Origin of the sequence: Limnochorda sp. LNt (assembly GCF_035593265.1) — a bacterium.
In the GTDB taxonomy this organism is placed as follows: domain Bacteria; phylum Bacillota; class Limnochordia; order Limnochordales; family Geochordaceae; genus Geochorda; species Geochorda subterranea.
Window position 1 is genome coordinate 2,898,591 of the sequence record NZ_CP141614.1, and the last position, 26,156, is coordinate 2,924,746.

Consider the following 26,156-nt stretch of genomic DNA (forward strand, 5'->3'; position numbering starts at 1 on the left):
GGCTGGACCGCCGGCGCCGGCGGTCGGGCGGGGTTCATGTGATCGCGCTCATATGGTAGGCTCTGGTCGGACCACACAGCCCACATGGTCTGTCCATCGCGGGAGACGGTGCGAGATGGGTCTGCAAGCGGTGAGCAACTCGGTCCGCCTGCGTTGCGGCGGGCGGGCCCGTGGCTGGTCCGAACGGGCCGAGACCCAACTGGTGCGCGCCATCCTCCAGGGCCGCCACCGGCCCGGCACCTGGCTGCCACCCGAGCGCGAGCTGGCCGCTCTCCTCGGCGTCTCCCGGCCGGCCCTACGTGAGGCCCTGCAGCGTCTGGCCCTGGACGGCTGGATCACCCTGCGACGCGGGCAGCCCGCCGTCGTCATCGAGCTTTGGAGGGTGTCATGCGAGGGTGAGACGCCATGCGACGATGGAACGGCTGGGGCGATGAGCGGGTGACCTATCCCGTGCCGCCGGGGGCCCGCCGCCTGCTCGGGGCGGCGGTGGGGCCCGGCGAGCGGCCCCGTGACGCGACCCTACCCGAGGTGGTGGCCCGAGTCCCGCCCTCCCGCCTGCCCCCTCATCCCCTGGTGAGCGTCGACGCCGAGCAGCGGGTGCGCCATGCCCTGGGACAGAGCCTGCCCGACTGGATCGCCGCGCGCAGCGGGCGCATCCCGGCCTTCCCCGATGGGGTCGCCTACCCCGCCACGCCCGAGGAGGTGCTTGAGCTGCTGCGCTTCGCAGCCGCCAGCGGCGCCCGGCTCATCCCCTACGGCGGTGGCACCAGCGTGGTGGGGCACCTGACGGTGCCGCCCGGCGAGGCCCCGGTGCTCAGCGTCGATCTGGACCGCCTCAGCCGCCTGATTCGCCTCGACGAGCGAAGCGCCCTGGCCACCTTCGGGGCGGGGGTGAGGGGGCCCGAGCTGGAGGCGTCCCTGCGGGCCCGGGGCTGGACGCTGGGCCACTACCCCCAATCGTTCGAGTACTCGACCCTGGGGGGCTGGGTGGCCACCCGCTCGGCCGGGCAGCAGTCCATCTGGTACGGGCGTATCGAGGACCTCTTCGCCGGCGGCGTGCTGGAGGCCCCCGCCGGCACGGTGACGCTGCCGCCGTGGCCGGCCTCCGCGGCCGGGCCGGACCTGCGCCACCTGGTGCTGGGCTCGGAGGGGCGCCTCGGCATCCTGACCGAGGTGACGGTGCGGGTGCGGCGGCTCCCCGAGGCCGAGGCGTTCGCGGCGGTCTTCTTCCCGGCCTTCGAGCCGGGCCTCGAGGCGATGCGGGCGCTGGCGCAGGCGGAGGTGGGGCTCTCGATGGTGCGCCTGAGCACCCCCGGGGAGACCGCCACCACCCTGGCCATGGCCGGCCACGAACGGGCGTTGCGCCTGCTGGAGCGGTGGGTCGCCCTCCGGGGAGCCGGACCCGACAAGTGCCTGCTCATCCTGGGCGCCACGGGCTGGCGCTCGCACGTCCGCCGGGCGCTGGCCCGGGCCCTGGCCATCTGCGCCGACCACCGGGGCGTCTACGCCGGGCGCACCTTCGGGCGGGAGTGGGTGCGCCAGCGTTTCCGAGCCCCCTACCTGCGCAACACCCTTTGGGAGATGGGCTACGCCGTCGACACCCTGGAGACCGCAGGCACCTGGGTGCAGGTGCCGGGCCTGGTGACCGCCGTCGAGCGGGCCCTGCAGGGCGCCCTGGAGGCCGAGGGCGAGCGCGTCTACGTCTTCACCCACCTCTCCCACGTCTATCGCCAGGGCTCCAACGTCTACACCACCTACCTCTTCCGGCTGGCCCCGGACCCCGAGGTCAACCTGCGACGGTGGCGGCGTCTCAAGGAGGCGGCCAGCCGCGCCATCGTGGCCGCGGGCGGCACCGTCAGCCACCAGCACGGGGAGGTGACCGGCCTCCTGCAGCGCCGCAGCGGCGCGGTGGAGGGGGTGGCGGTGCGAGACCGGGTGAGCGGCCGCACCGCCGAGGTGCGCGCCCGGGTGGTGATCAACGCCGCGGGCGCCTGGGCGGACGCCCTGCGGGGCCAGGTGGGCCGCCCGCCGCGGCTGCGGCAGCTGCGCGGCAGCCACCTGCTCTTCCCGGGCTGGCGAGTGCCTTTGGCCACGGGCCTCAACCTGTTCCATCCACGAGACGGCCGCCCCCTTTACGTGCTGCCGTGGGAGGGCATGACGCTGGTGGGCACGACCGACGTCGACCACGGCGACGGCCTCGACGACGAGCCCCGCATCCATCCCGACGAAGGAGCGTACCTGCTGGAGGCGGTGCAGCATCTCTTCCCGGCGCTGGACCTTGAGGCCCGAGACGTGGTGGCCACCTTCGCCGGCGTGCGGCCCGTGGTCGGCTCCGGCAAGGCCGATCCCTCCCGGGAGCCCCGGGACTGGGCCATCTGGGACGAGGGGCTGGTCACCGTGACGGGCGGCAAGCTCACCACCTTCGGAGCCATGGCGCGGGCGGCCATGGCCGCGGCCCGCCGGCGCCTGCCCGATGCGCCGGATAAGCGGCCGACCGAGGAGTCGGGCAGCCACCGAGGCGAGCCGGCCCGCGACGCGGCCGAGGCCCTGGCGTCGCTCGACGAGACCCTGCGCCGGCGCCTGCTGGGCCGCTACGGTCACCGGACCGTGGATCTGGTGCGCCGGGCCCGCCCCGGCGAGCTGGAGCTCGTCCCCGGCACGACCGTCACGTGGGCGGAGCTGCGCTGGGCCATCGAGGAGGAGTCTGTCGTGCACCTCGACGACCTGCTCCTGCGGCGGGTGCGGCTCGGGCTGCAGCTCCCTCAGGGCGGGGCGGCCATGCTGCCCCGGCTGCGTCCGCTGGCACAGGAGAGCCTGGGCTGGGACGACGCGCGTTGGGAGGCTGAGGCGTCTCGCTACCGGCAGCTCTGGGCTTGGGCATGCGGCCCAGAGAATCTGGCAGCCGGGTAGCGAGGCCGCGGGCGGCGCGTGCTATACTGCACCGTTGATCAGCCTGCGAGCCGGCCCGTGCCGCCGGGCGCGAGGCCACATCGCAGCCCGCCGGCGGCGGTGGGGGTGGCACGTTGGCGCCGGACCGGCGCATGCGCACCGTCTACGCCCTGATGCTGGCGATGTTCCTCACGGCCATCGACGCCACCGTGGTGGACACCGCTATGCCGCGGATCGTAGGCTCGCTGGGCGGCTTCTCCATGCTGACGTGGCTCGTCACCGCCTACCTGCTCACCTCCACGTCGACCGTGCCCGTCTACGGCAAGCTGGCGGACCTCTTCGGGCGGCGGCGCACCTTCGCCGTGGGGGCCACCCTCTTCCTCGCAGGCTCGGCGCTGTGCGGGCTGGCCCGCAGCATGCCCCAGCTCGTCGCCTTCCGGGCGCTGCAGGGCCTGGGGGCGGGGGCGGTGCAGCCGGTCGTGCAGACCATCATCGGGGACCTCTTCTCGCCGCAGGAACGGGCCCGTTACCAGGCCTGGTTCTCGGCGGTGTGGGGCATCTCCGCGCTGGTGGGGCCGCTGGTCGGCGGGCTGGTGGTGGACCACGTCTCCTGGCGGTGGCTCTTCTACATCAACCTGCCCCTGGGCGGGCTCGCCATCTATATGGTGCTGACCCAGCTCGAGGAACGGGCACCCCGGCGGGCCGCCACCATCGACTACCTGGGCTCGGCCCTGCTGACGATCGGCACGTCGGCCGTGTTGCTGGCCTTGCTCGAGGGTGGGGTCACGTTGCCGTGGGGCTCGGCCCCCGTCCTGGCGCTGCTGGGAGGCGGGGCGGCGCTGCTGGCCCTCTTCGTCCTGCAGGAGCGCCGCCACCCCGACCCCATGCTGCCGCTCGACCTCTTCCGCACGCCCACCATCGGGCTGGCCAACCTGGCCACGTTCATGATCGGCGGGGTCTTCTACGGCACGACGGTCTTCCTGCCGCTGTGGGCACAGGGGGTCCAGGGCTACTCGGCGACCCGGTCCGGCGCCTCGCTGCTTTGGCTGTCGGTGGGGTGGCCGCTGGCCTCCATCTTCGCCAGCCGCTACATCCTGCGAGTCGGCCAGCGGCGAGCGGCGGCGCTGGGGCTCGTGCTGCAGACGGCGGCCTCGGTGGGACTGCTGGTGCTGGCGCGGCTGCACCGGGAGCTACCCGAGCTGGCCTTCGCCGGCGTTACCTTCGTCATCGGGGCGGGGATGGGGCTGGCGACCCTGTCGTTCATCCTGGGCGTCCAGAGCGCCGTCGGCTGGGAGCGGCGCGGGGTGGCGACGGCGTCGCTGCAGTTCGTGCGGACGCTGGGAGGGCTCGTGTGGGTGGCGCTGATGGGCGCCGCCGTCAACCGGACGCTGGCGGCGCACTTGCGGGCCCTGCCGGAGGTCAGCGTGCGCACGAGCGCGCAGGCGGCCGCCTTCGCCAGCGACCTGCTCGACCCGGTCCAGCGCGCCGTGCTCTCGCCGGCCACGGTGGAGGCGGCCCGGGAGGCACTGGCCCAGGCGCTGCGGGGCGTGCACGAGTTGATGGTGGTGTGCGCGGCGGTGGCGCTGGCCATCACGCTCTTGCTGCCCGACGTGCGCCTGGGCGAGAGGGCTTCGGCACCCGGGGCAAGAGCCGGCGCGGCGGCGGTCCAGGGCCCGGGTAGCGGCGCGGGTGTGCCCGAGCCGGCCTCGGAGTCAGCACGCTCGTCGGAGTGACCTCGAGGCGTCGAATGGTGAGCTTCGACCTGTCCGCCGCCCATCATGGGCCGGCATCATCCGACCAAGAGGGTGGCTCCCCAAGAGGATCGAATGACCCCCCTGGCCGGGCTCGACCCGGCCTGTGAAGTGATGCGATCTGCTTGAAGGGACGCTGGCTACTTGCGGTCTCCCAGACAGGCCACGAGGCAGGAGATGAAGAGCCGGATCTCGGTGACGGGGAACCCCGCGTACGACGGGAGGCCGTTCACGGCGTTCGCCACGGTCACGCCTGAGACCGATGTGGCCAGTCTCAACCTCAATTGGGGGGAGAGAGACCTCCCCGAACGCGAGCGGACCAAGCACGTCCACGGGTTGCACCCTTACCTGGGCAAGTTCATCCCGCAGCTCGTCGAGGTCTTCTTGCGCAAGTACAGGCCCAAGGTGGTGTGCGACCCGTTTTGCGGATCCGGCACGACCCTCGTCGAGGCCAACGCCCTTGGCATCGACGCGGTGGGCTGCGACATCTCGGCGTTCAACTGTCTGCTGACGAAGGTCAAGACCTATCGGTACGACCTGAGGCTCCTGGAGCGTTCGGTGCATGACATCCTGGTGCAGCTCGACCTCAGACTGCAGCCCAACCTCTTCGGAGCTCCGCAAGAGGTCGAGGAGTCTCAGAGCGAGTACCTCCGGGCCTGGTACACGCCGGAGGTGCTGAGGCAACTGCTTCTCTACCGGTCGTTGATCTCGGCCTACCCGTACCAGGACCTGCTCAAGGTCGTCCTGTCCAGGGCGGCGCGTTCGTCACGCCTGACGAAACACTTCGAACTTGACTTTCCTAAGGCGCCGGTAACGGGGCCCTACTATTGCCACAAGCATCGCCGCACCTGCTACCCGGTGACCGACGCGACGGCTTTCTTGCGACGTTACAGCCTCGATGCACTGCGCCGCATCGAGACGTTCGCCCGTATCCGCACCGAGGCCCGCACCGAGATCCTCCAGGGCGATGCGCGCAGCGTGGCGTTTCCACCGTGTGATATGGTCTTGACTTCGCCACCCTACGTTGGGCTTATCGACTACCACGAACAGCACCGCTACGCCTTCGAGTTGCTCGGGCTTCCCCAATCGCGCGAAGCCGAGATCGGAGCGTCCTGGAAAGGCGACTCGCAACGAGCCGTCGAGACCTACCTGGAGGACATGACCGAGGCTTTCGCCAACGTGATGCGCGCGATGCCGAGCGGAGGCGTGCTTGTGGTAATCGTGCACGACCGCAAAGACCTTTACGACCGGATCGCGCAACGGCTCGGCGTCAAGGTCGAGTACAGGCTACAGAGACACGTCAATCGACGCACCGGACGGCGAGCCGATGCCTTCTTCGAGGACGTGCTCGTATGGCGCCGTCTCTAACCCACGAGGTCGTATCCAAGATAGGGGCGCTCCTGCGTATCCGAGATCGGTGCGCTCCTGCTCTGCCGTCGCGGACGCAACGACGCGATCTGGTTGCGTGGTTTGACCCGGGAACTATCTCGATGGCCCAAGCCTGTCGGCCGGCCGCCGTCAGGTAGCGCCGGGCGAGGGCGGCGTTGGGCTCGGGGCGGACGAGCCGGTCGTTCTCTGCGAAGCGCAAGTCGACGAGCTGCTGCCGTATCGAGACGGACGATCCCGCCAGCGTGATGACGAAGGCCACCTCGTCCGGGGCACCGGTCGACCCTACGATACCCGGCGTCTCGAAGCCGAGGACAGCGAAGCCAGGGCGGCGCCTCGCCCGGTCGTCCCAGGTGACGCGCTGCCCTCGTCGAATCGTTAGCTTCGACCCGTCCGCCACCCATCCTGTACCGACGTCGGCGCCTCCGGCGGACGAGGGAACCGGCGAAGGAGGCGATCTGCCGTGGAGGTTCGAGCCAGGACCTTCGTGCTGGCGAGTCCCGAGCGGGTCTACGACGCGCTCGCCACCCCCGAGGGGCTCAACGGGTGGTTCACGAGCGAGGCGGTCCTCGAGGCCCGCCCGGGCGGCCGGTTGCACCTGGTCTGGCGGGACTGGGGGGTGGACCGCACCACGGTCGAGGACGACGGCCACGTCGTCGAGGCCTCGCGACCCGACCGGCTCGTATGGCGCTGGCACCCCGACACGCCTTCGTACACCACCGAGGTGGCCGTCACGCTGCAGCCACGGGATGGCGGCACGGTGGTGGAGGTGGTGGAGAGCGGCTTCGCAACCGACGAGGGCGGCCGGGCAGCCTTCGTGCAAAACGCGGTGGGCTGGGGCGAGGCCCTCACCCTGCTGAAGGTGTACCTGGAGTACGGCATCCGAGCGCGGTGGCGTTGAGACCGGGGGGCGGCTCGTTGCCGGCGTCGACTCCCGTAAAGGGTAGGTTCGACCCATGAAGGACCCGGCGGCAGACGTGCGCTTCCACCCGCTCGAGGCGGGGCGGTGGGACGACTTCGAGCGCCTGATGCGCACCAGCCGCACGTGCGCGAGCTGCTGGTGCATGTGGTGGCGCATGACCCGCCGCGACTTCCATCAGGCATCGGGCGAGAGCCGCTACGAAGCCATGAAGGGCCGGGTTGCCTCGGGCGACGTGCCAGGGATCCTGGCCTACCTGGACAACGAGCCGGTCGGCTGGTGCTCCGTGGCACCCAGAGAGAGCTTCCCGGGCATCCAGGGCTCTCCCAGCCTGCGGCCGAGGGATGAGCGGCCTGCCTGGGCCATCACGTGCTTCTACGTGGCCCCCGGGTGGCGGCGACGGGGCGTGATGCGGGCGCTGCTGGATGCCGCGGTCGAGCACGCCCGGGCAGGCGGCGCCACCCTGGTAGAGGGCTACCCCGTCGAGCGGCGGGACGACCGCATGCCGTCGGTGGATGCCTACACGGGGCTGGTGCCAGTCTTCGAAGAGGCCGGCTTCGTGCCGCTGGTGCGGGCGACGCCCAGGCGGTGGGTGATGCGCCGGGGGGTGGACGCCGACCCTGGTGCTCGCCGCGTCCTCGAAGCCTACTGCGACGCGTGGAACCGGTGGGACCTGAACGCCCTCTTCGCCCTCTTCGCGGACGACGCCGTCTACCGGGGCACGCATCGGGTGCTCGAGGGACGTGACGCCATCCGGCGGATGTACGAGGCGTCGCGGGCGCGGGGCCGGACCTCGGACCTGCAGGCCCGGGTCGTGCCGCTGGTCTCCGGGACGTGGGGTGTCGGGCTGTACCGGCGAGGCGGGCAGGGTGGGCACCAGCTGGTGGCGCTCAAGCACGTGGCCGTCCGGGCCGGCCGCATCCTCGCGCACGACCTCGTCGAGGGCGAGGCCGCCTCGAGGGAGAGCGCTCGGGAGCACGACAGCGGCGCAAGCAGCGGGAGGAAGCCCGGCGGCGCGAGCACGAGCAGGCCCGCGAGGACGAACCGCTCGACCGGGAGGAGTGGCTCGCGATGAGCGGGCTGACGCGAGCCCGCCCAGGTGCGAGCACGGATGGACGGCGACGTGGGGCTCCTCTACTACTGGCGACCCGACAACTATGCACGGGACCGCAAGTTCGGCTTCGGATACCACTTCAATCAAAACGACCCTCGTCTTCAAGGGCGAGCGCGTCTGCGCCTTCACCCGCCGTCGTTCGGACGGGTTTTACGTCCTGGCCTCCGATCTCGTCGTCGCCACAGTGACCTTCAATCGAGCCGGGTACCGGTACGGGCGGTATCGAGTCTGGGCGGAGCGTCGCGCTCCCGACGGGCACCGCGTGCCCAACCGGAGCATCCTTGCTACAGTCGACGGTTCAAATCTCGTCGAAGCCCTCATGATCTTGACGTACGACAGGACTCGGTCTTTAACGAGACGGCCAACCTTGACACGTCTTGACCACGTCCATAGCATGCGAAATGTAACCGACTATCAGGAGGTGCGGTACATGGGCAAGCGCACCCTGACGATCTGGCTTGTCGGCGCGCTCCTCCTGTCAATCCACGACTCGTCAAAGGGCCAGGAAGGGGCCCTCCAACGTGAGTATCTCGACGCCTATCGGCGGCTTGTCGATGCTCCGGCTGTGCAAGCAGTCCTTTCATTCATCGAATCGGACCATGACCGGCGGGTTCAAGATACCCTGGAGCTCGTTGCGATCCCGGCTCCGCCATTCAACGAGCGCGAGCGGGCTGAGGAGATGGCCCGCCGGTTCGCCGAGATTGGTTTAGCCGACGTCGCCATCGACGCGGAGGGAAACGTCATCGGCTACCTGCGGGGCACCCGTGGTACCCCGAAGCTCGTCGTCTCGGCTCACCTCGACACGGTCTTTCCCCCGGGTTACGACGCCACGCCTCGAATCGACGAAGATGGCGTGATCCACGCGCCCGGGATCGGCGACGACACTGCGGGTCTCTCAGCCCTTCTCAGCCTGGCCCGCGCATTCGTCTCCACCGGCATCCGGCCGGTCGGGGACGTGCTGTTCGTCGGGACGGTCGGTGAGGAGGGAAGGGGTGATCTTCGCGGAGTCAAGTACCTCTTCTCCAGCCATGCCGACATCGATGGGTTCATCTCCATCGAGGGGGGCGGAGGCAGCGGACGCTCGCCGACGGAGTCGTTCCGCATCACGTACCTCGCGCTCGGGAGCAAGCGCTACGAGATCTACTTCCGGGGACCGGGCGGCCACAGCTGGGGAGCATTCGGATTGCCGAGCGCCATCCATGCGATGGGAAGGGCAATCGCCAGGATCGCGGAGATGAGGGTGCCGCAAGACCCCCGGACGAGCTTCACGGTGGGAGTCGTCAGCGGGGGGACTTCCGTCAACAGCATCGCGGCCGAGGCAGTGATGGAGACGGATACCCGCTCGGTCTCTCCGGAGCAGCTCGAGCGGACGGTCGCTGAGATCCTCGCCCATGTCCAGGTCGCGGTGGCCGAGGAGAACGCACGATGGGGCCGGTGGGTCATCGACGTCGACCCCTACTTGGTGGGAGACCGTCCCAGCGGAACGCAATCCGTCGAGTCCCCCATGGTGCAGGCGGCGTTCGCGGCAGCAACGCTCCTGCCTCACAGCGAGCCGGCGTTGAGCGATAGCCCTTCCAGTACCGACTCTAATCTTCCCATCAGCCTAGGAGTGCCGGCGATCACCGTCAACGGCGGCGGGCGCAGCCGTGGATCGCACTCGCCCGAGGAGAGTTGGGATCCGGCCAATGCGTGGCGAGCCGTGCAGAACGTCTTCCTTACGGTGGCCGGGCTCGCGGGCATCGAGGGCGTAAGCGAGCCCCTCCTCCCGGACCATCCCGGCTACACCTACCAGTTCACGGGCCTGCCCTTCGTGCCGAAGATGTACGTCTTGCCCGACCGTGAATACTCCTTCTCCTGGGTCCAGATCGTCCCATCGGAGGTCAGCCGGTAAGTGCGAGCGAGCTCGACGGAGCGGATGGAGGTGCGGCCGATGCGCTGGTTGGGGCGAGCGGTGCTGTTGCAGGTCGTCGTCCTCGTCGTCGCGGCGGCGGCGTACGCCGGGACCCTGGACAGGGTCGTCCAGCGGGGGCGCCTGGTCTGCGGGGTCAACGGCGGGCTGCCCGGCTTCGGGTACCTGGAGCCCGACGGGACCTGGTCCGGATTCGACGTCGACTACTGCCGGGCCATCGCCGCGGCGGTGCTGGGGGATCCCGACGCGGTCGAGTTTGTGGCGCTGACCGCTGCGCAACGGCTGCCCGCGCTGCAGACCGGCGAAGTCGACGTGCTGCTGCGCAACACCACCTTCACCCTCCTGCGCGACACCGACAACCGCCTCAACTTCGCGCCGCCCATCTTCTACGACGGGCAGGGCTTCATGGTGCACCGGGCGACGGGGGTGGTGGAGCTGGAGGACCTGGCGGGCGCCAGCATCTGCGTCCAGACGGGCACCACCACCGAGCTCAACCTCGCCGACGCCATGCGGGCCCACGGCATCCCGTACACGCCCGTGGTCTTCGAGGAGATCGACACCACCTACAACGCCTACGAGCAGGGGCGCTGCGACGCCGTGACCAGCGACCGCTCGCAGCTGGCGGCACGCCGCAGCGTGCTGCGCAACCCCGACGACCATGTCATCCTGGAGGCGACCATCTCCAAGGAGCCCCTCGCGCCGGTGGTCGCCCACGGCGACGACCAGTGGTACGACATCGTCAAGTGGGTCGTCTACGCCACGTTCTTCGCCGAGGAGATTGAGATCACCAGCGGCAACGTCGATGCGTGGATGACCACCGACAACCCCGAGGTGCGCCGGTTGCTGGGGCTGGAGGGCGGCATGGGCCGGGCCCTGGGGCTGCGGGACGACTGGGCCGTCCAGGTCATCAAGGGCGTCGGCAACTACGGGGAGATCTACGACCGCAACCTGACGCCCCTCGGCCTGCCCCGGGGCCTCAACCGGCCCTACACCCAGGGAGGGCTGCTCTACGCGATGCCCTTCCGATGATGGGCCGGCCGCCCGGCGATGGGGATGAGGCAGCGAGCCGGGGACGCCGGGACCGGGGGGACCGGCGCCCCGGCGCCGACAGGGTGGCGAGGGCGGTGGGGCGCCCGTACGCCGGCCCGGGCCCACGCGTGGCGGCCATGGGCGGCACAGGCCTTGCTACTGGCAGTGCTAGCGCTTTTGGCTGCGGCCGCCTACGCCAACATGCAGCGGGGGCTGCGCGCCCTGGGGCTCGAGCTCGGCTTTGACTTCCTGCGGGTCGAGGCCGGCTTCGACATCGCCGAGGGCCCCGCCTACAGCCCCGGCGACACGTACGCCAGGGCCTTCTGGGTCGGGGTCGTCAACACCCTGCGGGTGACCGCCGTCGGCCTGGTGGGCGCCACCGTCGTGGGAGTCGTGGTCGGTGTCACCCGGCTCTCGAGCAACTGGCTGGTCCGCAGCCTGGCCGCGGTCTACGTCGAGGTCGTGCGCAACGTGCCGCTGCTGCTGCAGCTCCTCTTCTGGTACGGTGCGGTCTTCTTGCAGCTGCCGCCGGTACGGCAGTCCATCACCTGGCTCGGCGTCATCCACGTGACCCAGCGAGGCATCTACCTGCCGCGGCTCGTCTGGCAGGACGGGCGACCGCTGTGGGAGGTGCCGGTGCTGCAAGGGTTCAACTTCCGGGGCGGGGTGCACCTGTCGCCGGAGTTTGCCGCGCTGGTGCTGGGGCTGGTGATCTACACCGGTGCCTTCATCGCCGAGGTGGTGAGGGGCGCGGTGCAGTCGGTGCCCAGGGGGCAGTGGGAGGCCGCCGAGGCGCTGGGGCTCGGCCACCTGCAGACCCTGCGGCTGGTGGTGGTGCCGCAGGCCCTGCGCATCATCGTCCCGCCCCTGACCAACCAGTACCTCAACCTCGCCAAGAACTCCAGCCTCGCCGTCGCCATCGGCTTCCCGGACCTCTTCAGCGTGGGCCACACCATCCTCAACCAGACGGGGCAGTCCATCCCCGTCTTCGTCATGATCATGGCCACCTATCTCTCGATGAGCCTCGTCACCTCGGCCCTGATGAACCTCTACAACCGCCGGGTGCGGCTGGTGGAGCGGTGATGGGCGAGCGGCCCGCCTGGTGGCAGACGCTCTACTCCCCCTGGTACAACGCCCTGCTCACCCTGGCGGCGGGGGCCGCCGTCCTGGCGGGCGGCCGGGCGGCCATCGCCTGGGCGGTCCGGTGGGCGCGGTGGGACGTGCTGTGGCCAAACTTGCGGCTGCTGCTGGTGGGTACCTATCCACCGGATCAGGTGTGGCGGGTGCAGGCGTGCGTGGCGGGGCTGGCGCTGCTCGCCGCCGCCACCGCGGCTGTCCGGTGGCTAGAGGCCCGGCGGGGGCGTCCCCCGTGGGCGGAGCGGGCCCGCCTGGCGCTGGGAGTGGCCTGGGTGCTGTCGCTCCCGGTGGTGGTCGGGCTGCTGTCGGGCGTGCGCACCTCGCTGTGGGGCGGCCTGCTGGTGACGCTGCTGCTGGCGGTGGGCGGCATCGCCCTCTCCTTCCCCCTGGGCGTCCTGCTGGCCCTGGGGCGGCGGAGCGCCTGGCCCGTCGTGCGGCTCCTCTCGACCCTCTACATCGAGGTCGTAAGGGGCGTGCCGCTGGTGACGGTGCTCTTCATGGCACAGATCCTGCTGCCCATCTTCCTGCCCGAGGTGCGGCTCGACCGGCTGCTGCGGGCGCTGGCGGGCATCACCGCCTTCTCGGCGGCCTACCTGGCGGAGGCGGTGCGGGGCGGGCTGCAGGGGGTGCCGCTGGGGCAGTACGAGGCGGCCCACGCCCTGGGGCTCTCCGGCGCGCAGGTGCTGCGGCTGGTCGTGCTGCCCCAGGCGCTGAGGGCGGTGCTGCCGGCGGTGGCGGGGCAGTTCATCTCGCTCCTCAAGGACACGTCGCTCGTGGCCATCATGGGCATCCAGGACCTGCTGGGAGTGGCCCGCAGCGTCCTCGCCAACCCCCGATGGCTGGGGCGGCAGGCGGAGGTGTACGTCTTCGTGGGGCTCGTCTACTGGGCCCTCACCTACAGCTTGTCGGCGGCGAGCCGCCGCCTCGAGCAGCGGGGCGCGGCCGGGAGGGGCTGACCGGTGGCGGGCGACTGGGCCATCGAGTGCGAGGATCTCCACAAGTGGTTCGGCCGCTTCCACGTCCTGCGGGGCATCTCGCTGCGGGTGCGGCGGGGCGAGCGGGTGGTCATCTGCGGGCCGTCGGGCTCGGGCAAGTCCACCTTGATCCGCACCATCAACGCCCTCGAGCCCTTCCAGCGGGGGCGGCTGGTGGTCGACGGTATCGCCGTCGACGCCGACCCCAGGGCCATTCGCGCCATCCGGCGCCAGGTGGGGATGGTGTTCCAGCAGTTCAACCTCTTCCCCCACCTGACGGTGCTCGACAACGTGACGCTGGGGCCGGTCTGGGTCCGGCACATGCCCCGGCCGCAGGCGCAGGTGCTGGCCATGCAGCTGCTCGAGCGGGTGGGCATCGCCGAGCAGGCGCACAAGTACCCCGGGCAACTGTCGGGTGGCCAGCAGCAGCGGGTCGCGATCGCCCGGGCGCTGGCCATGGAGCCCCGGATCATGCTCTTCGACGAGCCCACCAGCGCCCTGGACCCGGAGATGATCCGGGAGGTGCTGGACGTGATGCGGGACCTGGCCCGCTCGGGCATGACCATGCTGGTGGTGACCCACGAGATGGGCTTCGCCCGGGAGGTGGCCGACCGCATCGTCTTCATGGACGCCGGCCAGGTCGTGGAGGAGGCACCGCCGGAGCGTTTCTTCGCGGCTCCGGCCTACGAGCGCACCCGGGCCTTCCTGTCCAAGGTGCTGCAGCACTAGGCGCGAACGAGCGTCCGCCCGCGCGGCGACCGGCGAGCGGCCGAGAGGGCGGCCCACGGGGGCCGATGAGGGGCTGCCGGGAGGGCGCGGGGCGTCCAGGTGTTCGGGCTGCCGGCCACGAAGTGCCCCCCAGGTCGGCGAGCCCTGGAGAGGATGAGCGCCGTGGGCCTGATCCCCGAGTTCGTGCTGAAGGCGGTGAGCGAGCGGCCGTTTCAGCTGCTGGAGCTCTGCCGCGAGTTGCCCGACGGCTGGTGGACCTGGCAGCCCCACCCAGAGGTGCGCAGCATCCGGGGCATCCTGGTGCACATGATGGAGGCCGAGGAGCACTGGATCGCCCGCGTCGTGCTGGGCGGGACGCGGCGCGAGTGGGAGCCGTCCGGGTTCGGCTCGCCCGACGCGCTGGCGGCCGTGTGGCGCCCCGTGCGGGCACGCACCGTCGAGTGGCTCGCCAGCCTGGACGAGTCGGCCCGCACCGAGACCCGCAAGCTCCGGGGCCACCCGTACGAGGCCACCCTGGAGACCATCGCCTGGCACCTGGTCACCCACGACTTCCACCACAAGGGGCAGGTCTGCACCCGCCTCGCCATGCTGGGGGTCGAGGTGCCGGACCTGGACATCATCTAGTCGCCTGTGGCCCGGGAGGGGCGGCGACAACGTGGCAGACTGGGCGGCGGACAGGCGAGGTAGGTGGAGAGGCGGGAGCCGTCGAGATGACGCCAGAACGGCTGCAACGCCTCGTCGCGGAAGCCGAGCTGGCCGGAGTACGAGAGGCGTGTGGCGGACTTCGCTCGGCCCCATAGCCCGGTCAGCCGGGGTGATGTGGTTCGGTTTTTTGACCTGACCCCTGAGCAGCTGGAGCGGGACCGGGAGACCGCCCGGCGCTTCGGCCTGCACGAAGGCGACCGGGGCGACCCCGAGGCGCCGCCCGGTTCCTGGGAGCACCTGCGGAGCTTCTTCCCGCCGCTGCTGGCCATCAAGGCGCGGCGCGTCCATCCTCGTTGAGCGCTCGTGCTGGTAGCCAGGCAACGCAGCAAGCGAGGCGGGTCGTGCAGTTTGCCCGGCTGGGGATTGCCACCGACCCCTCCAAGTTGCCTGTCGTGACGGGGTTTGCGTGAACGGCACGAAGGTCGTGCCACGACGAGGGCTCGCTGGGAAACAGCGCCTCGACCCGCTGGGGCGGCCGGATATCCAGGAGGCACAAAACCGCCGGGGCCGTGCCCTCCAGTTCCGTGCGTAGCAGGTAGCGCCGGTGTTGACAGCCGAGCGAACATCCCGTAGGGTAATCCATGAGCATATGATCAGATGATCATCGTAGTGCTACTAGTTTTCGCTCTTTCGGCGCCGCCGTACTCTTTCGGCGCCTTCTTGCTGAACACCGTCGATGCAAGGGGCACCTCTCCGTAGGTGCAGGCAGGGCAGGGTCGTCACCTTTGAGATCAGACAGAATCAAGGCAATGGGCCGCCTCAACGAAGAGGCGCTCCAATACTTCAAGGTCCTGGCGGACCCCACCCGGCTCGGGATCCTGCGCCTGCTGGCCAGGCGCGAGCTTCCCGTGGGTGAGCTGGCCCGCGAGCTGGGTGCTACCCCCAACGCCGTATCCCAGCAGCTTCGACTGCTGCGGGCGCTGAGCATCGTCTCGGCCCGCCGACGGGGCCGGCACGTGCTCTACCGCATCGTGGCGGATCGCCTCGAGGCGGTCCTGGCCGACATCGAGCGGGTGCGCGCCCTGCTGACCGGCGGCGGGATCTGGGGCACGTGACAAAGGCGGCCCCGGTGCCGTATCCGGGGCACGCCCTGGAAGGGGATAGAGCCATGGGTGCCCGACTCACCGTTGCGCGCCGGGCAGCGGCCCTGGCCGTGGATGCCGCGGTCGACTACCTGATGCCGGACCCCGGCGCGCGAGCCGAGCGGCTTCTCGATGTCGTGGGTCACTTCGTGCGCGAGCCAGGCCACCGGCAGCGCTTCGAGGCGTTCCGGCGCCGGGTAAGCGGCGACCCGGCCGTGCAGGCGCATGCACGGCGCATCCTGACCAATCCCACCATGGTCAAGCGCGTCGCCACCAACTGGGCCATCAACCAGCTCCTCCTCGCCCCCGCCCAGCGCCGCGAAGCCGCCCGCCGCCACGGCATCCACGTACCGACGTTTCTCCTCATCGACCCTACCTCGGCCTGCAACCTGCGCTGCAAGGGCTGCTGGGCCGGTGGTTACCGGCGGGGTCCCAGCCTGAGCCCGGAGCGGTTCGACCGCCTGCTGCACGAGGCCAAAGAGCTCGGCATCTACTGGTTCGTGCTGTCGGGCGGGGAGCCGTTCGCCTACAAGCCCCTGCTCGACGTGGTGGAGCGCCATCCCGACGCTAGCTTCATGGCCTACACCAACGGCACGCTCATCACCGACGCCATCGCCGACCGCCTGGCCCGCATCGGCTCCTTCTCCCCCGCCATCAGCCTGGAGGGCTGGCGGGAGCAGACCGACGCCCGCCGGGGCGCGGGGGTCTTCGACCAGGTCGTGGCCGCGATGGACCGGCTCCGGGAGCGAGGCGTCATCTTCGGCGCCTCCGTCACAGTCACCAGCCACAACGTCGACATCCTCTTCTCCGACGCCTTCATCGACTTCCTCATCGAGAAGGGCGCGGCATACCTGTGGAGCTTCCACTACGTGCCCGTCGGCCCCGACGCCGACCTCTCCCTGATGCTGAGGGCAGAGCAGCGGGCGTGGCTCGTGCGGCGGGTCAACGAGCTGCGGCGGACCCGGCCGATGTTCATCGCGGACTTTTGGAACGACGGCCACTTCACCCAGGGGTGCATCGCGGGCGGCCGCTTCTACGCTCACATCACACCGGCCGGGGACGTCGAACCGTGCGCGTTCGTCCACTTCGCGACGCACAACATCAACGACTGCTCGCTGGTGGAAGCCCTCAAGAGCCCGCTGTTCGCAGCCTATCAGCGGCGCATCCCGTTCAATGCCAACCACTACGCGCCCTGCCCCATCATCGACCGGCCCGAGGCGCTCCGGGAGATGGTGGCCGAGAGCGGTGCCCGGCCCACGCACGAGGGCGCGCAGCGGCTGCTGGAGGGCGAGCGGGCGGCCTTCCTGGACCGGCTCTCGGCAGCCTGGCGGGAGACGGCAACGCGGCTGGAGGCCGAGGACCTCGAAGCGGACAAGCAGCGGCATCTGGTCACAGCCGGGCACTGAGGTGCGGGCAACCGCACAGGGGGCGGCCTGCCAGTGGCGGGCCGCCCTCCGAATCGCCGCAGCATCGGCAGGGCGTCCGCGCCCGCCGTGCTGGCTCCCGCAAGCGCCTGCGGGGCGTGCATAACGACCAGCAGGAGGCCCCCGACCAGCACGCTCGCGTCCTCCCCGAGTCGCAGGGGATGCACCGCGGCCCGTCGAAGCTGCCAGACTGGCTGTCACGGTTTCAAGCCGGGGCTGCTCCTGACCCCGTTCGCCCGCCACGTCCTGCCGGGCTCCGGATGAGGTTCCGGTCTCCAACGTTCGAAGTGGCCAACCGGTTGGTCTCCCGGCGTCAGGAGGTAGAGCCAGGGGATGCATCCTCGAGCGGTGCTCGTCGGCATCGACATCGGCACCACCAACTGGAAGGTGGTCGCCTACGATGAGAACGGCACGCAGCTTGCCCGTTTCAGGCGCCCGGTCATCGTGCACGAGGAGCCCGGCGGCAGGGCCTGCTACGACCCCGAGGAGGTGTGGGGGTTCGTCGTCGAGGGGTTGCAGGAGGTGGCTCGCCAGTTGGGACCCGAGAGGGCCCGCCGCGTGGCCGGCATGGCTGTCACCTCCATGGGCGAAGCCGGCGTGCTCGTCGACGAAGCCGGCCGGCCGCTGTACCCCGCCATCGCGTGGTTCGACCCCCGGACCGAGCCGCAGGGGCGGTTCTGGCGGCAACGGGTCGATCCCTACCGGGTCTACGAGGTGACGGGGTTTCCGCCCCAGTACATCGCCTCCATCAACAAGATGATGTGGATCCGCCAGCATCGCCCCGAGCTCTTCGCCCGGGCGCGCCGCTGGCTCTGCATGGCCGACTACGTCGCCTTCCGACTCAGCGGGGAGCAGGCGATGGACTTCTCCCTGGCGTGCCGCACCATGGCCTTCGACATCCGGCGCAGGACGTGGTCCAACTACCTGCTGAGCCTGGCCGGCATCGACCCGTCGCTGTTGCCGCCGGCAGTGCCGAGCGGCACGGCCCTCGGGCGCTTGCGCCGGGAGGTGGCGGCGATCACGGGGCTGCCGGAGTCGGCCGTGGTGGCCGCAGGAGGCCAGGACCACTGGTGCGGAGCCCTGGCCAGCGGTATCGTCGCGCCGGGAGACGCGCTGGATTCCGTGGGGACGGCGGAGGCCATCATCGTCGTCCTGGATCGGCCGGTGTTCAGCCGGGAGCTCTTCGAATCGGGCTTCGCCGTGGGATGCCACGTGGTGCCGGACCGCTACTACGCCGTCGGGGCGCTGCAGGCAGCGGGCGGCACCGTGGAGTGGCTGCGGGCGACGCTGGGCGAACAGGAGGAGGCGGCAGCTCGCCAGGCGGACGAGGACACCGACGGGGTCTACCGGCGGCTGATGGCCCTCGCCGAGCAGGCGCCGCCCGGGAGCCGAGGGCTGCTCTTCCTGCCGCACCTGCGGGGAGCCGTCGTCCCGCCCGACGGGTCGTCCAAGGGGGCCTGGGTGGGGCTACGCCCTTACCACCGGCGCGCCGAGATGGTGCGGGCGGCCGTGGAGGGGCTGGCCCACGAGTTCGCCCGCATCGTCCGCCGGCTGGGCGAGCTGACGGACACGCCCGCCCGCCGGGTAGCGGCCATCGGGGGCGGTGCCCGCAACGACCTGTGGCTGCAGCTCAAGGCCGACATAAGCGGGCTCCCGCTGGAGGTGCCGGCCATCGAGGAGGCGACGACGCTGGGGGCCGCGCTCCTGGGCGGGGTGGCAGCCGGCATCTGGAGCGACCCGATCGAAGCCGCCCGCCACGTACAGCGGGTCTCCCGCACGGTGACGCCCCGGCCCGAGATGACGCAACGCTACCGCCCTTACCACGAGCTGTACGAGCAGCTCTATCCGACGCTGGCCGGCCTGCACGCCCGACTCGAAGGGCTGGCGACGGACTGACGACAGACTGTCCTGCGGGGGGTGTCCTGTCGGTGGTCGATGACCTGAGGAGCCGACTTCGGCGGACTCTCGAGCGCCAGCGCGGCGTGGTCTTCTCCCAACCGGCCTTGGTAGGCCGATCCATGTACACCGGGCGAGATATCATCGCCAACAACAGCCGGTTCGCTCCTGGCTACCAGGACCATCGGGGCTACGTGCCCGTCGAGTGGTGGATCATGTCCATGACGCCTGCGGGCAACGACCTTTCCGAGCCGGGCGAGGGCGTGACCCGCCTCGTCCTGGACGATGGCGACCCGGTACCCCTCGACGAGGCGGCGGCTGCCGCCGGGGACGTCCTGTTCGGCGAGTACCTGGCGCGCTGGCCGCTGACCAAGGTACTCGACATCGGGGGTGAGCCCGTGGTGCCCGGCTTCGGGGCGTCGCCCGGGGCGGGGGCGGGGCAAGGAGTGCAGGCCGAAGTCGAGCCGGAGGTGCCGCCGATCCCCTTCCACGTCCACTCCGGCGAGGTGGTGGACGGGCGCATCCGCCCACCCGGCAAGCTGGAGGCGTACTTCTTCCTGCCCGTGGACGTCCCGCCGTACCACCGGGACCTGGGCCGCGTCATCTCGCGGCTCGGCCTCAAGCCAGGCACCACCCGGGAGAGTGTGCTGGCGGCATTGAGGCAGTTTGGCTCAAGCGACGCCATGTACGCGCTCGGCGTCCCCTATGAAGTGCGTCCCTATGAGGGCTGGACCATCCCGCCCGGCACGCTCCATGCGCCGGGGCCGTGGCCGACGTTCGAGATTCAACTGCCCCAGGACGACTTCAACTTCGCCGCCTGGAGACTGGGCGTCCGGCTCAGCGGCGCCGAGCTCGATGAGTTGCGCCAGCGGATGATGTTGAGGGGATTGCGCGACGAGGAGGAGTTCCTGCGGCAGGCCGTCGACTGGGAGACTTCGGTGGATCCCCGCTTCGAGGAGAGGTTGCACCGCAAGGCACAGGTGCTGGAATCGGGCCCCTGGGGCCGACGGCTGCGGATCTTCTTCGACCGCTTCTACGGCGAGGGCCTCGAGATCGAGCCGCACCGGCGCTACGTCCGCCCGGCCGATCCGAGACCCTGGGCAGGCATCGTGTGGAGCGGCGAGGGTCAGCTCAACGGATGCCGCATCGGGGTGCGGGGGACGGACGCCGGAAGTGAGTTCCTCGTGACCCCCGGTCACGAGGCCGTGCTGGAAAACGACGGCGAGGTGACCCTGCGGGTCTACACCGTCTTCCCGTTCGCGGCGTGACGAGACACGATGAAGGAACGAGCGGCGCCGACGCAGATGGCCCCGACTGGCGTTGTACAGTAAGTGGCCACAACCCGCCCCCACCCGCACGGTGCGAAGCGGGTTTGCGGGCCATTCCCCGTAGAAAAACGCGGATGCGCGTAGACACAACCACAAAAGATGTAGCTATTGACACAGCGTGGTAAACGAGTTACGATGTAGGCACGATGTACGTGCGCACCGTCACTTCCAAGGGCATCCAATACGCCCAGCTTGCCCATAACGTCCGGGACCCCAAGACTGGACAGCCCCGGGCCCAGGTGCTGTACACCTTCGGCCGGGTCGACCAGCTCGACCTGGACGCGCTGCGCCGCCTGGTGCGCAGCATCGCCCGGTTCCTGCCCCCCGACGAGCAGGCCCAACTGCAGAAGGATCTCGGCATGGAGTGGCCCTTTCGGTACCTGGGCTCCCTGAAGCTGGGCGGGACGTGGCTTTTGGACGGGCTGTGGCGGCGGCTGGGCATCCAGAAGACCTTGCAGCGCCTGCTCAAAGCGCGCCACTACCAGACCCCCATCGAGCGGCTCCTCTTCGCCATGGTGGCCAACCGGGCCCTGGCGCCGTCCAGCAAGCTGGCCATCGAGAAGTGGGTGGCGCAGGACGTCTACATCGACCAGCTGCCCGCGGTGGAAGTCCACCAGCTCTACCGGGCCATGGACTTTCTGCTGGAGGCTGCCGAGGCGATCCAGCGCGAGGTCTTCTGGACGCTGGCCAACCTCTTCAACCTCGAAGTGGACGTCATCTTCTTCGATACGACGACGGCGTACTTCGAAATTGAGGGCGAGGACGCCGACGGGTTGCGCCGCTGGGGGCACAGCGCCGATGATCATCCGAAGATGGCCCAGGTGGTCATCGGCTTGGCCGTGACCCGGGACGGCATCCCGGTCCGCTGCTGGGTCTGGCCCGGCAACACCGGCGACCAGAACGTCGTGGCCGAGGTCAAACGGGATCTCAACGGCTGGAAGCTCAACCGGGTGGTCGTGGTGTTGGACACGGGCTTCAACTCCGAGGCGAACCGCCGCATCCTGCAGGGCGCCGGCGATCACTACATCATCGGGGAGAAGTTGCGGGTGGGCCCCCAGGGGGTGCCCGCGGAGGCGCTGCGCCGGGCGGCAAGTACCGCAGGCTTCCCGACGGGCTGGAGATCAAGGAGGTCGTGGTCGGAGGGGATAGCGCCGCCCGCCGGCGCTTCGTCATCGTCCGCAACCCCGAGGAGGCCGAGCGGGACCGCCAGAAGCGGGAGTCCATCCTGGCCGAGCTTCGCCAGCGGCTCGAAGCGCTCAAACAGAAGCAGGGCGAGGCGCATACCAAGGCAGCCTGCGAGCTGCGGGCCCACGAGACCTTCGGCCGCTACCTGCGCCAGACGTGGGCGCGCGACTGGTCATCGACGCGGCCAAGGTTCGCCGAGAAGCCGCCCTCGACGGGAAGTTCGTGATCAGCAGCTCCGACGACTTTTGCCCGCCGAAGACCTGGTCTACGGCTACAAGCAACTCTGGCAGGTGGAACGGGTGCACCGGGACCTGAAGCACACGGTCGACGTCCGGCCGATGTACCACCGGCTCGACGACCGCATCCGGTCCCACGTGCTGCTGTGCTGGCTGGCCCTCCTCATGATCCGGGTGGCCGAGAACGAGACGGGCCAGACCTGGCGACAGATGCGGGATCTGGTCGCCCCCATCGACGTGGGCCGCCACGCCACCGCCCACGGCGAGGTCTGGCAGGTCCGCCCCCTCACCGAAGAGCAGAAGGCGCTGTTTCAGGCCCTGAAGGTCGACCGACCGCCCCACTACCTGAAGATTGTGACGCCCACCCGAAAAACGGCGTAGATACAACCGCTTTGTCCACCTCAGCCCTTATAGATCCCGTCATGTCGCTCTTTGTCACCTTGAATTGTCGCTACGAGCTGTTCAACGCCAGCCCGAGCCGAAGCGGCGCCCTGGCTTGAAAGGAGTCCGCGATCCCATGCAGTCATCGCAATCGTCCAACCAGGCAACCCGGCAAGTTGCCGCCGCCCTGCCCGAGACCCGGTACAGGCCGCCCCTTCAGGCGGGCAAGCTCTTGCGGATGAGCCGGCTCTTCAACCCGAGGTCGGGGCGCAGCGTCATCGTGGCGATGGATCACGGCATCCTCGGGCGCCCGGAGGGGCTCGAGCACCTGGAGAGGACCCTGGAGCTCCTCCTGCCGCTGCAGCCCGAAGGCGTGCTGCTCAACGCAGGCATCCTGCCCCGCATCGCGCCTCGCCTGGCCAGGCGGGCAGGGCCGGCCGTAGTGGTCGGCCTCAATCTGCACATCACGTCGACCATGCCACACTCAGCAGCCATCGGCTAGCAGCACAGGGCCCTCGCGTCGCTCGAGCAGGCCGTGGCGCTGGCTGCCGACGCGGTCAAGCTGCTGTTGATCTTCGGTGACGAGAGCCTCGAGGCGTTCGCGGACAACCTGGCCTTCGTCGCCGCCACGGTCGAGTCTTCGCAACGCCTGGGCATGCCCGTGATGGTGGAGCCCACCCTGTGGACCTACCCTGGCCGGGCGCCCAGGCCCCTCACCGTCGAGCAGCTCGCCCACATGGCGCGAGTCACGGCAGAGCTGGGGGCTGACATCCTCAAGGTGCCGTTCGTGCCGCCGGCGGATGCGTACCGCTCCATCGTCGAGGAGAGCCCGGTGCCTGTCATGATCCTGGGGGGCGTGCGCAGCCGGAGCACGGCGGACGTCGTCGAGGTGGCACGCCAGGCGGTAGGGGCCGGCGCGGCAGGGCTGGTCTTCGGGCGCAACGTCTGGCAGCACGACGACCCGGCGGGCGTGCTGGCGCAGCTGCTCGAAGTGGTGCACGGCAGGACGGCGTAGGTGGTGGGGGTGCCGGCCTCTGGCCCCCGGCACGCGGTCGAGGGGAGGAGGCCTCATGTGTCGCGACCGGGCACCTCCTCCCCAACACGCAACCCCGGTACGTGTTCAAAGAGCCGTGGGTAGTGGATCAAGATGCGTGATGCGGTGTCGGCAGACGCGGTTCGTGCTGACCTGGTACCACGCCGGTCCGCCGTTGGCAGCTTGCAGGGGATGACCCACTCAGACTGTTCGGATGCAAAGCGAACTAGGCACCGACGTGATATCTGTAGGGCGTCTGTCGTCGGCTTGAGGCACTCGCACCCGTGTTCCTTCCACCACCGAAGCTCCGGGTCTGCGTATACGATCCCCACGTCTTCCGAAAGCAGAAAGAGAGTAGCTGCCTTCCACCGCTCTATCGAAGGGGTGTTACCCCCCATCACATTAACGAGCCTTGTGCCTTGCCCCTTCTTAAGGAGGGCCTTGACGGAATAACCGCTACTATCATCGTCATCGAACAAGAGATCAAAGTCGGTGTCAAGGCCACCCTTATGGCGGACGTTAACACCAGCCGCGCGTAGCACTGCCCCGAGAATGATCTCAATGACTCCGCCTACAACAAACCGGTTCTCCCTCAAAGCCGTATCATATTCCTCAAACACCTCCGCGATGGCCTTCTCAAACTCCCCCAATATTACAGCGTTTTCGCCTGACGCCAAGTAGTCCCGAAGACGCTGAAACCCTTCACGTTCCTTCGAATAACTCTTCTTGTTGCCTTGCACCCTTCGCTCTCCCTCCCACATTGTGGATGGCACCGGACTTCGGCGTAGTGGCAAGGCCTGATCCGTGACGTGTTCGGCTAGTCCTTCTTGTCTTATCGAGCGCATCTAGCGGCGCGTTCAGAGACACCTTAGCGAACTGGGCGACGAGTTGCTCCGACCTCACGGCAAGTGGCTCGGTCAGGCGACGATATGCGTAATGCACATATGTGTCAACAATATCGTAGCCGACCGCGTGGCGACCGAGAGCCAAAGCTACCTTTGAGGTTTGCCCAGACCCGAGAAACGGATCCAGGACGACGTCGCCTGGATACGAGTATAGCTGGATCAGGCGAAAGGCAAGGTCCTCAGGAAACGGACATGGATGCTGAATGGTCCCAGGTGGAACAGGCGCAACGTGCCAGACATTGTTGGCGATTTCTCTAGTGAAAAGCGCCCCAACAGCCACTCGGCCGGCCTCAAAATAGCCGTTTCGGCTGTGCTTGTAGATGGGATCTCCCGGCTTGCGGAAGATCAGGATGTACTCCGTCATGATATTCGGGTGGAAATAGCCAGGATACGGGCGCTGGATGAAGACCCCAGCCCGCTTCACGCCAGCTGTCGTCTTATGCCATATGATGTCCTGATGAAACAACCAGCCATCCCGTGTCAGCCGACTTACCAAGTCGAAAGGAACGGGGTAGTGCCGTCCGTTTAGCAACACGGTGCCAACGACGACCGCCAAATACCCACCTGGGCGCGTAACCCTATGTACCTCGCGGAATATCCGGGTAGCCCAGTCCAGGTAGCTCTCGTAGTCATCATAGCCATTGGCATACGAACGGGTCCGGTAGGATTGGTCCGGATCCACGGAGTGTCGATCATAGTCGATGGCATTCCAGTAAGGAGGGGAGGTCACCGTCAACGTGACCTCGTCGTCATGGAGCTCCCTCATGGCCTCACTGCTACCTACGAAAAGTCGGGCGACGCACGTACGCCCCTCAACTTCTCGCTCGAATACCAGGGGTCGCCTGGCGATAGGTTGGTGAGGTTGGTGCCCCGGAGCAGCCGTCACAAGCATCCCTCCTGTGAGACCGTGCCGGGCCGTCCCACAAACGTTTATTCGGTACCGTCGGGCTGGCTCCTGCCCGACTTGGCCTTTGATACGAGTATAGTCGGTGCGTCAGCCTGCGTGGGGCTCGGGCCAGGACCTGCAAGCCAAGGGGGCTGTGGTGTCCTGCAGGTGGCGGTCATGATTGGAGTCACCTGGTCTCACCCCGCCCAGGCCCCGCCCCTCACGCAGGCTCCCCGGTCACCTCCCGGCGGCTGAACCAGAGGATCCCCGCCCCCGACAGCAGGAGCCCGACCCCGGGCCCTGCTGCCAACAGGTACCGCAGGATGAGAGATGCCCGGATGCTCGCCGCCTCGGACACCGCCCCGCCCAGCACCTGGAGGGCCGGTACCGCCAGGATGCGCGGAGGCCATGCCCACGGGACCAAGGGCCAAATGGCGTCGCCCATGCTCGTCCCGCCGACGATGGCCGCCAGCAGCAGGCCCACGGCGCCGAGCCCCAGGGAGAGGCCCGGCCCTCTGGCCGTCGCGACCCAGAGCTGCAGCGACACGACAGGCAGCGCCGCGACCCACGCCAGCGCCGCGGCCAGCGCGAGCGTCGCCCACGGCACCGGGCCGGGCGCACCGATGGCCAGCCCCGCCGCTCCGGCAGCGCCCCCGACCAGGGCCGTCCCGATGAGGGTCTGAGCCAGCAGTACCAGCAGCTTGGCCGCGTACAGCAGCCCGGGGGCCACCGGCCGCGTCCGGAGCGCGCGCCAGTCGCCGGCCTGCGCTTCGCAGCTGGCCGCCAAGCCAGCCAGTAGGGCCGCGCCGATGGGTATGAAGAGCTGGGTCCATGCCTCGAAGGTCCAGGCGAAGACCTCGCGCCAGCCCGACGACGGGCGGAGCGTGAGGTAGGATGCGACGGCGGCCTCCCACAGCACCGGCCCCAGCAGGACCAGGGGCCACGTGAAGGTGCGCCTGTACTTGATCCACTCCGAGGAGCACGTGCCCCACCAGGCTCCCAGTGGCGTCGAAGCCCTCAATCACCGCACCTCCCGCCGCGCGAACCACAAGGCTCCCAGCACGGCAGCCAGCAGCGTCAAGCCGGCTTCCCACAGTCCTACTACCCCCTCTGCCTGCAGAAGGCGCACGAGGGAGCCAACCTCTCGGGCTTCGACATGGACGTCATCCGGGGACTGCTCCTGGACGCGGCGCGCCAGAGCATGCCCGCGGGGTGGAGGACTGCCCCCGACGCCTTCCGGTTGTTCGCGCAGAGGAGG

21 protein-coding genes and 2 pseudogenes are annotated in these 26,156 nt (G+C 69.4%); 20 read left to right on the plus strand and 3 right to left on the minus strand.

The window, feature by feature from the left end:
• Positions 1-115 precede the first annotated feature (115 nt).
• The 20 genes and pseudogenes from VLY81_RS13900 to VLY81_RS13995 form a co-directional block, all read left to right on the plus strand.
• On the plus strand, positions 116-442 hold the full coding sequence (locus VLY81_RS13900) for a GntR family transcriptional regulator (RefSeq protein WP_324668827.1): 327 nt from the start codon (positions 116-118) through the stop codon (positions 440-442).
• Positions 406-2,910 (plus strand): FAD-binding protein, encoded by a 2,505-nt coding sequence (locus tag VLY81_RS13905; RefSeq protein ID WP_324668829.1) that lies wholly within the window; start codon positions 406-408, stop codon positions 2,908-2,910. Before VLY81_RS13900 ends, VLY81_RS13905 begins: the two co-directional genes overlap by 37 nt.
• A 113-nt stretch (positions 2,911-3,023) precedes the next feature.
• A complete protein-coding gene (locus tag VLY81_RS13910; protein WP_324668831.1) occupies positions 3,024-4,622 on the plus strand; it encodes an MDR family MFS transporter in 1,599 nt (532 codons plus the stop codon).
• 195 nt (positions 4,623-4,817) lie between these two features.
• Positions 4,818-6,008 (plus strand): DNA methyltransferase, encoded by a 1,191-nt coding sequence (locus VLY81_RS13915; RefSeq protein ID WP_324668833.1) that lies wholly within the window; start codon positions 4,818-4,820, stop codon positions 6,006-6,008.
• 481 nt (positions 6,009-6,489) lie between these two features.
• A complete protein-coding gene (locus VLY81_RS13920) occupies positions 6,490-6,927 on the plus strand; it encodes an SRPBCC family protein (RefSeq protein ID WP_324668835.1) in 438 nt (145 codons plus the stop codon).
• A gap of 55 nt (positions 6,928-6,982) precedes the next feature.
• Positions 6,983-8,020: a GNAT family N-acetyltransferase gene (locus VLY81_RS13925; protein WP_324668836.1), complete on the plus strand. Its 1,038-nt coding sequence runs from the start codon at positions 6,983-6,985 to the stop codon at positions 8,018-8,020.
• A 469-nt stretch (positions 8,021-8,489) separates the two neighbouring features.
• Entirely contained in the window at positions 8,490-9,950 is a 1,461-nt protein-coding gene (locus tag VLY81_RS13930) for a M20/M25/M40 family metallo-hydrolase (RefSeq protein WP_324668837.1), read from the plus strand.
• Between the two features lie 39 nt (positions 9,951-9,989).
• Complete coding sequence (locus VLY81_RS13935; RefSeq protein WP_405001388.1) at positions 9,990-10,997, plus strand: amino acid ABC transporter substrate-binding protein; 1,008 nt, start codon at positions 9,990-9,992, stop codon at positions 10,995-10,997.
• A 153-nt stretch (positions 10,998-11,150) separates the two neighbouring features.
• On the plus strand, positions 11,151-12,080 hold the full coding sequence (locus VLY81_RS13940) for an amino acid ABC transporter permease (protein ID WP_324668839.1): 930 nt from the start codon (positions 11,151-11,153) through the stop codon (positions 12,078-12,080).
• Positions 12,080-13,090, plus strand: a complete 1,011-nt coding sequence (locus VLY81_RS13945; protein ID WP_324668841.1) for an amino acid ABC transporter permease — start codon at positions 12,080-12,082, stop codon at positions 13,088-13,090. Before VLY81_RS13940 ends, VLY81_RS13945 begins: the two co-directional genes overlap by 1 nt.
• A 3-nt stretch (positions 13,091-13,093) precedes the next feature.
• Positions 13,094-13,837 (plus strand): amino acid ABC transporter ATP-binding protein, encoded by a 744-nt coding sequence (locus VLY81_RS13950; protein WP_324668843.1) that lies wholly within the window; start codon positions 13,094-13,096, stop codon positions 13,835-13,837.
• A gap of 153 nt (positions 13,838-13,990) precedes the next feature.
• Positions 13,991-14,461 carry a DinB family protein gene (locus VLY81_RS13955; protein ID WP_324668844.1) on the plus strand — a complete coding sequence of 157 codons (471 nt, stop codon included), beginning with the start codon at positions 13,991-13,993 and terminating at the stop codon, positions 14,459-14,461.
• A gap of 195 nt (positions 14,462-14,656) precedes the next feature.
• The gene (locus VLY81_RS13960) at positions 14,657-14,839 is read left to right on the plus strand and encodes a hypothetical protein (RefSeq protein WP_324668845.1); all 183 of its coding nucleotides are present in this window, start codon (positions 14,657-14,659) and stop codon (positions 14,837-14,839) included.
• A 428-nt stretch (positions 14,840-15,267) separates the two neighbouring features.
• Complete coding sequence (locus VLY81_RS13965; RefSeq protein ID WP_324668846.1) at positions 15,268-15,597, plus strand: ArsR/SmtB family transcription factor; 330 nt, start codon at positions 15,268-15,270, stop codon at positions 15,595-15,597.
• 53 nt (positions 15,598-15,650) lie between these two features.
• The gene (locus VLY81_RS13970; protein WP_324668847.1) at positions 15,651-17,030 is read left to right on the plus strand and encodes a radical SAM/SPASM domain-containing protein; all 1,380 of its coding nucleotides are present in this window, start codon (positions 15,651-15,653) and stop codon (positions 17,028-17,030) included.
• A gap of 351 nt (positions 17,031-17,381) precedes the next feature.
• On the plus strand, positions 17,382-18,944 hold the full coding sequence (locus tag VLY81_RS13975) for an FGGY-family carbohydrate kinase (RefSeq protein WP_324668848.1): 1,563 nt from the start codon (positions 17,382-17,384) through the stop codon (positions 18,942-18,944).
• A gap of 122 nt (positions 18,945-19,066) precedes the next feature.
• Positions 19,067-20,212, plus strand: coding sequence for a cupin domain-containing protein (locus VLY81_RS13980; RefSeq protein ID WP_324668849.1), 1,146 nt, complete (start codon positions 19,067-19,069; stop codon positions 20,210-20,212).
• A 206-nt stretch (positions 20,213-20,418) separates the two neighbouring features.
• Positions 20,419-22,074 (plus strand): annotated as a pseudogene (locus VLY81_RS13985) (IS1634 family transposase).
• Positions 22,075-22,210: 136 nt separating this feature from the next.
• Positions 22,211-22,576 carry a hypothetical protein gene (locus VLY81_RS13990; RefSeq protein ID WP_324668851.1) on the plus strand — a complete coding sequence of 122 codons (366 nt, stop codon included), beginning with the start codon at positions 22,211-22,213 and terminating at the stop codon, positions 22,574-22,576.
• A gap of 24 nt (positions 22,577-22,600) precedes the next feature.
• A pseudogene (locus VLY81_RS13995) lies at positions 22,601-23,089 on the plus strand (class I fructose-bisphosphate aldolase); the annotation flags it as partial.
• A 53-nt stretch (positions 23,090-23,142) separates the two neighbouring features.
• Here the strand turns inward: VLY81_RS13995 and VLY81_RS14000 are convergent.
• The 3 genes from VLY81_RS14000 to VLY81_RS14010 all read right to left on the minus strand — a co-directional run bounded on the left by VLY81_RS14000 (position 23,143) and on the right by VLY81_RS14010 (position 25,919).
• Positions 23,143-23,847, minus strand: coding sequence for a hypothetical protein (locus VLY81_RS14000; protein WP_324668852.1), 705 nt, complete (start codon positions 23,845-23,847; stop codon positions 23,143-23,145).
• Entirely contained in the window at positions 23,810-24,778 is a 969-nt protein-coding gene (locus VLY81_RS14005; protein WP_324668853.1) for a DNA-methyltransferase, read from the minus strand. Before VLY81_RS14005 ends, VLY81_RS14000 begins: the two co-directional genes overlap by 38 nt.
• 340 nt (positions 24,779-25,118) lie before the next feature.
• On the minus strand, positions 25,119-25,919 hold the full coding sequence (locus VLY81_RS14010; RefSeq protein ID WP_324668854.1) for an ABC transporter permease: 801 nt from the start codon (positions 25,917-25,919) through the stop codon (positions 25,119-25,121).
• Positions 25,920-26,156 lie beyond the last annotated feature (237 nt).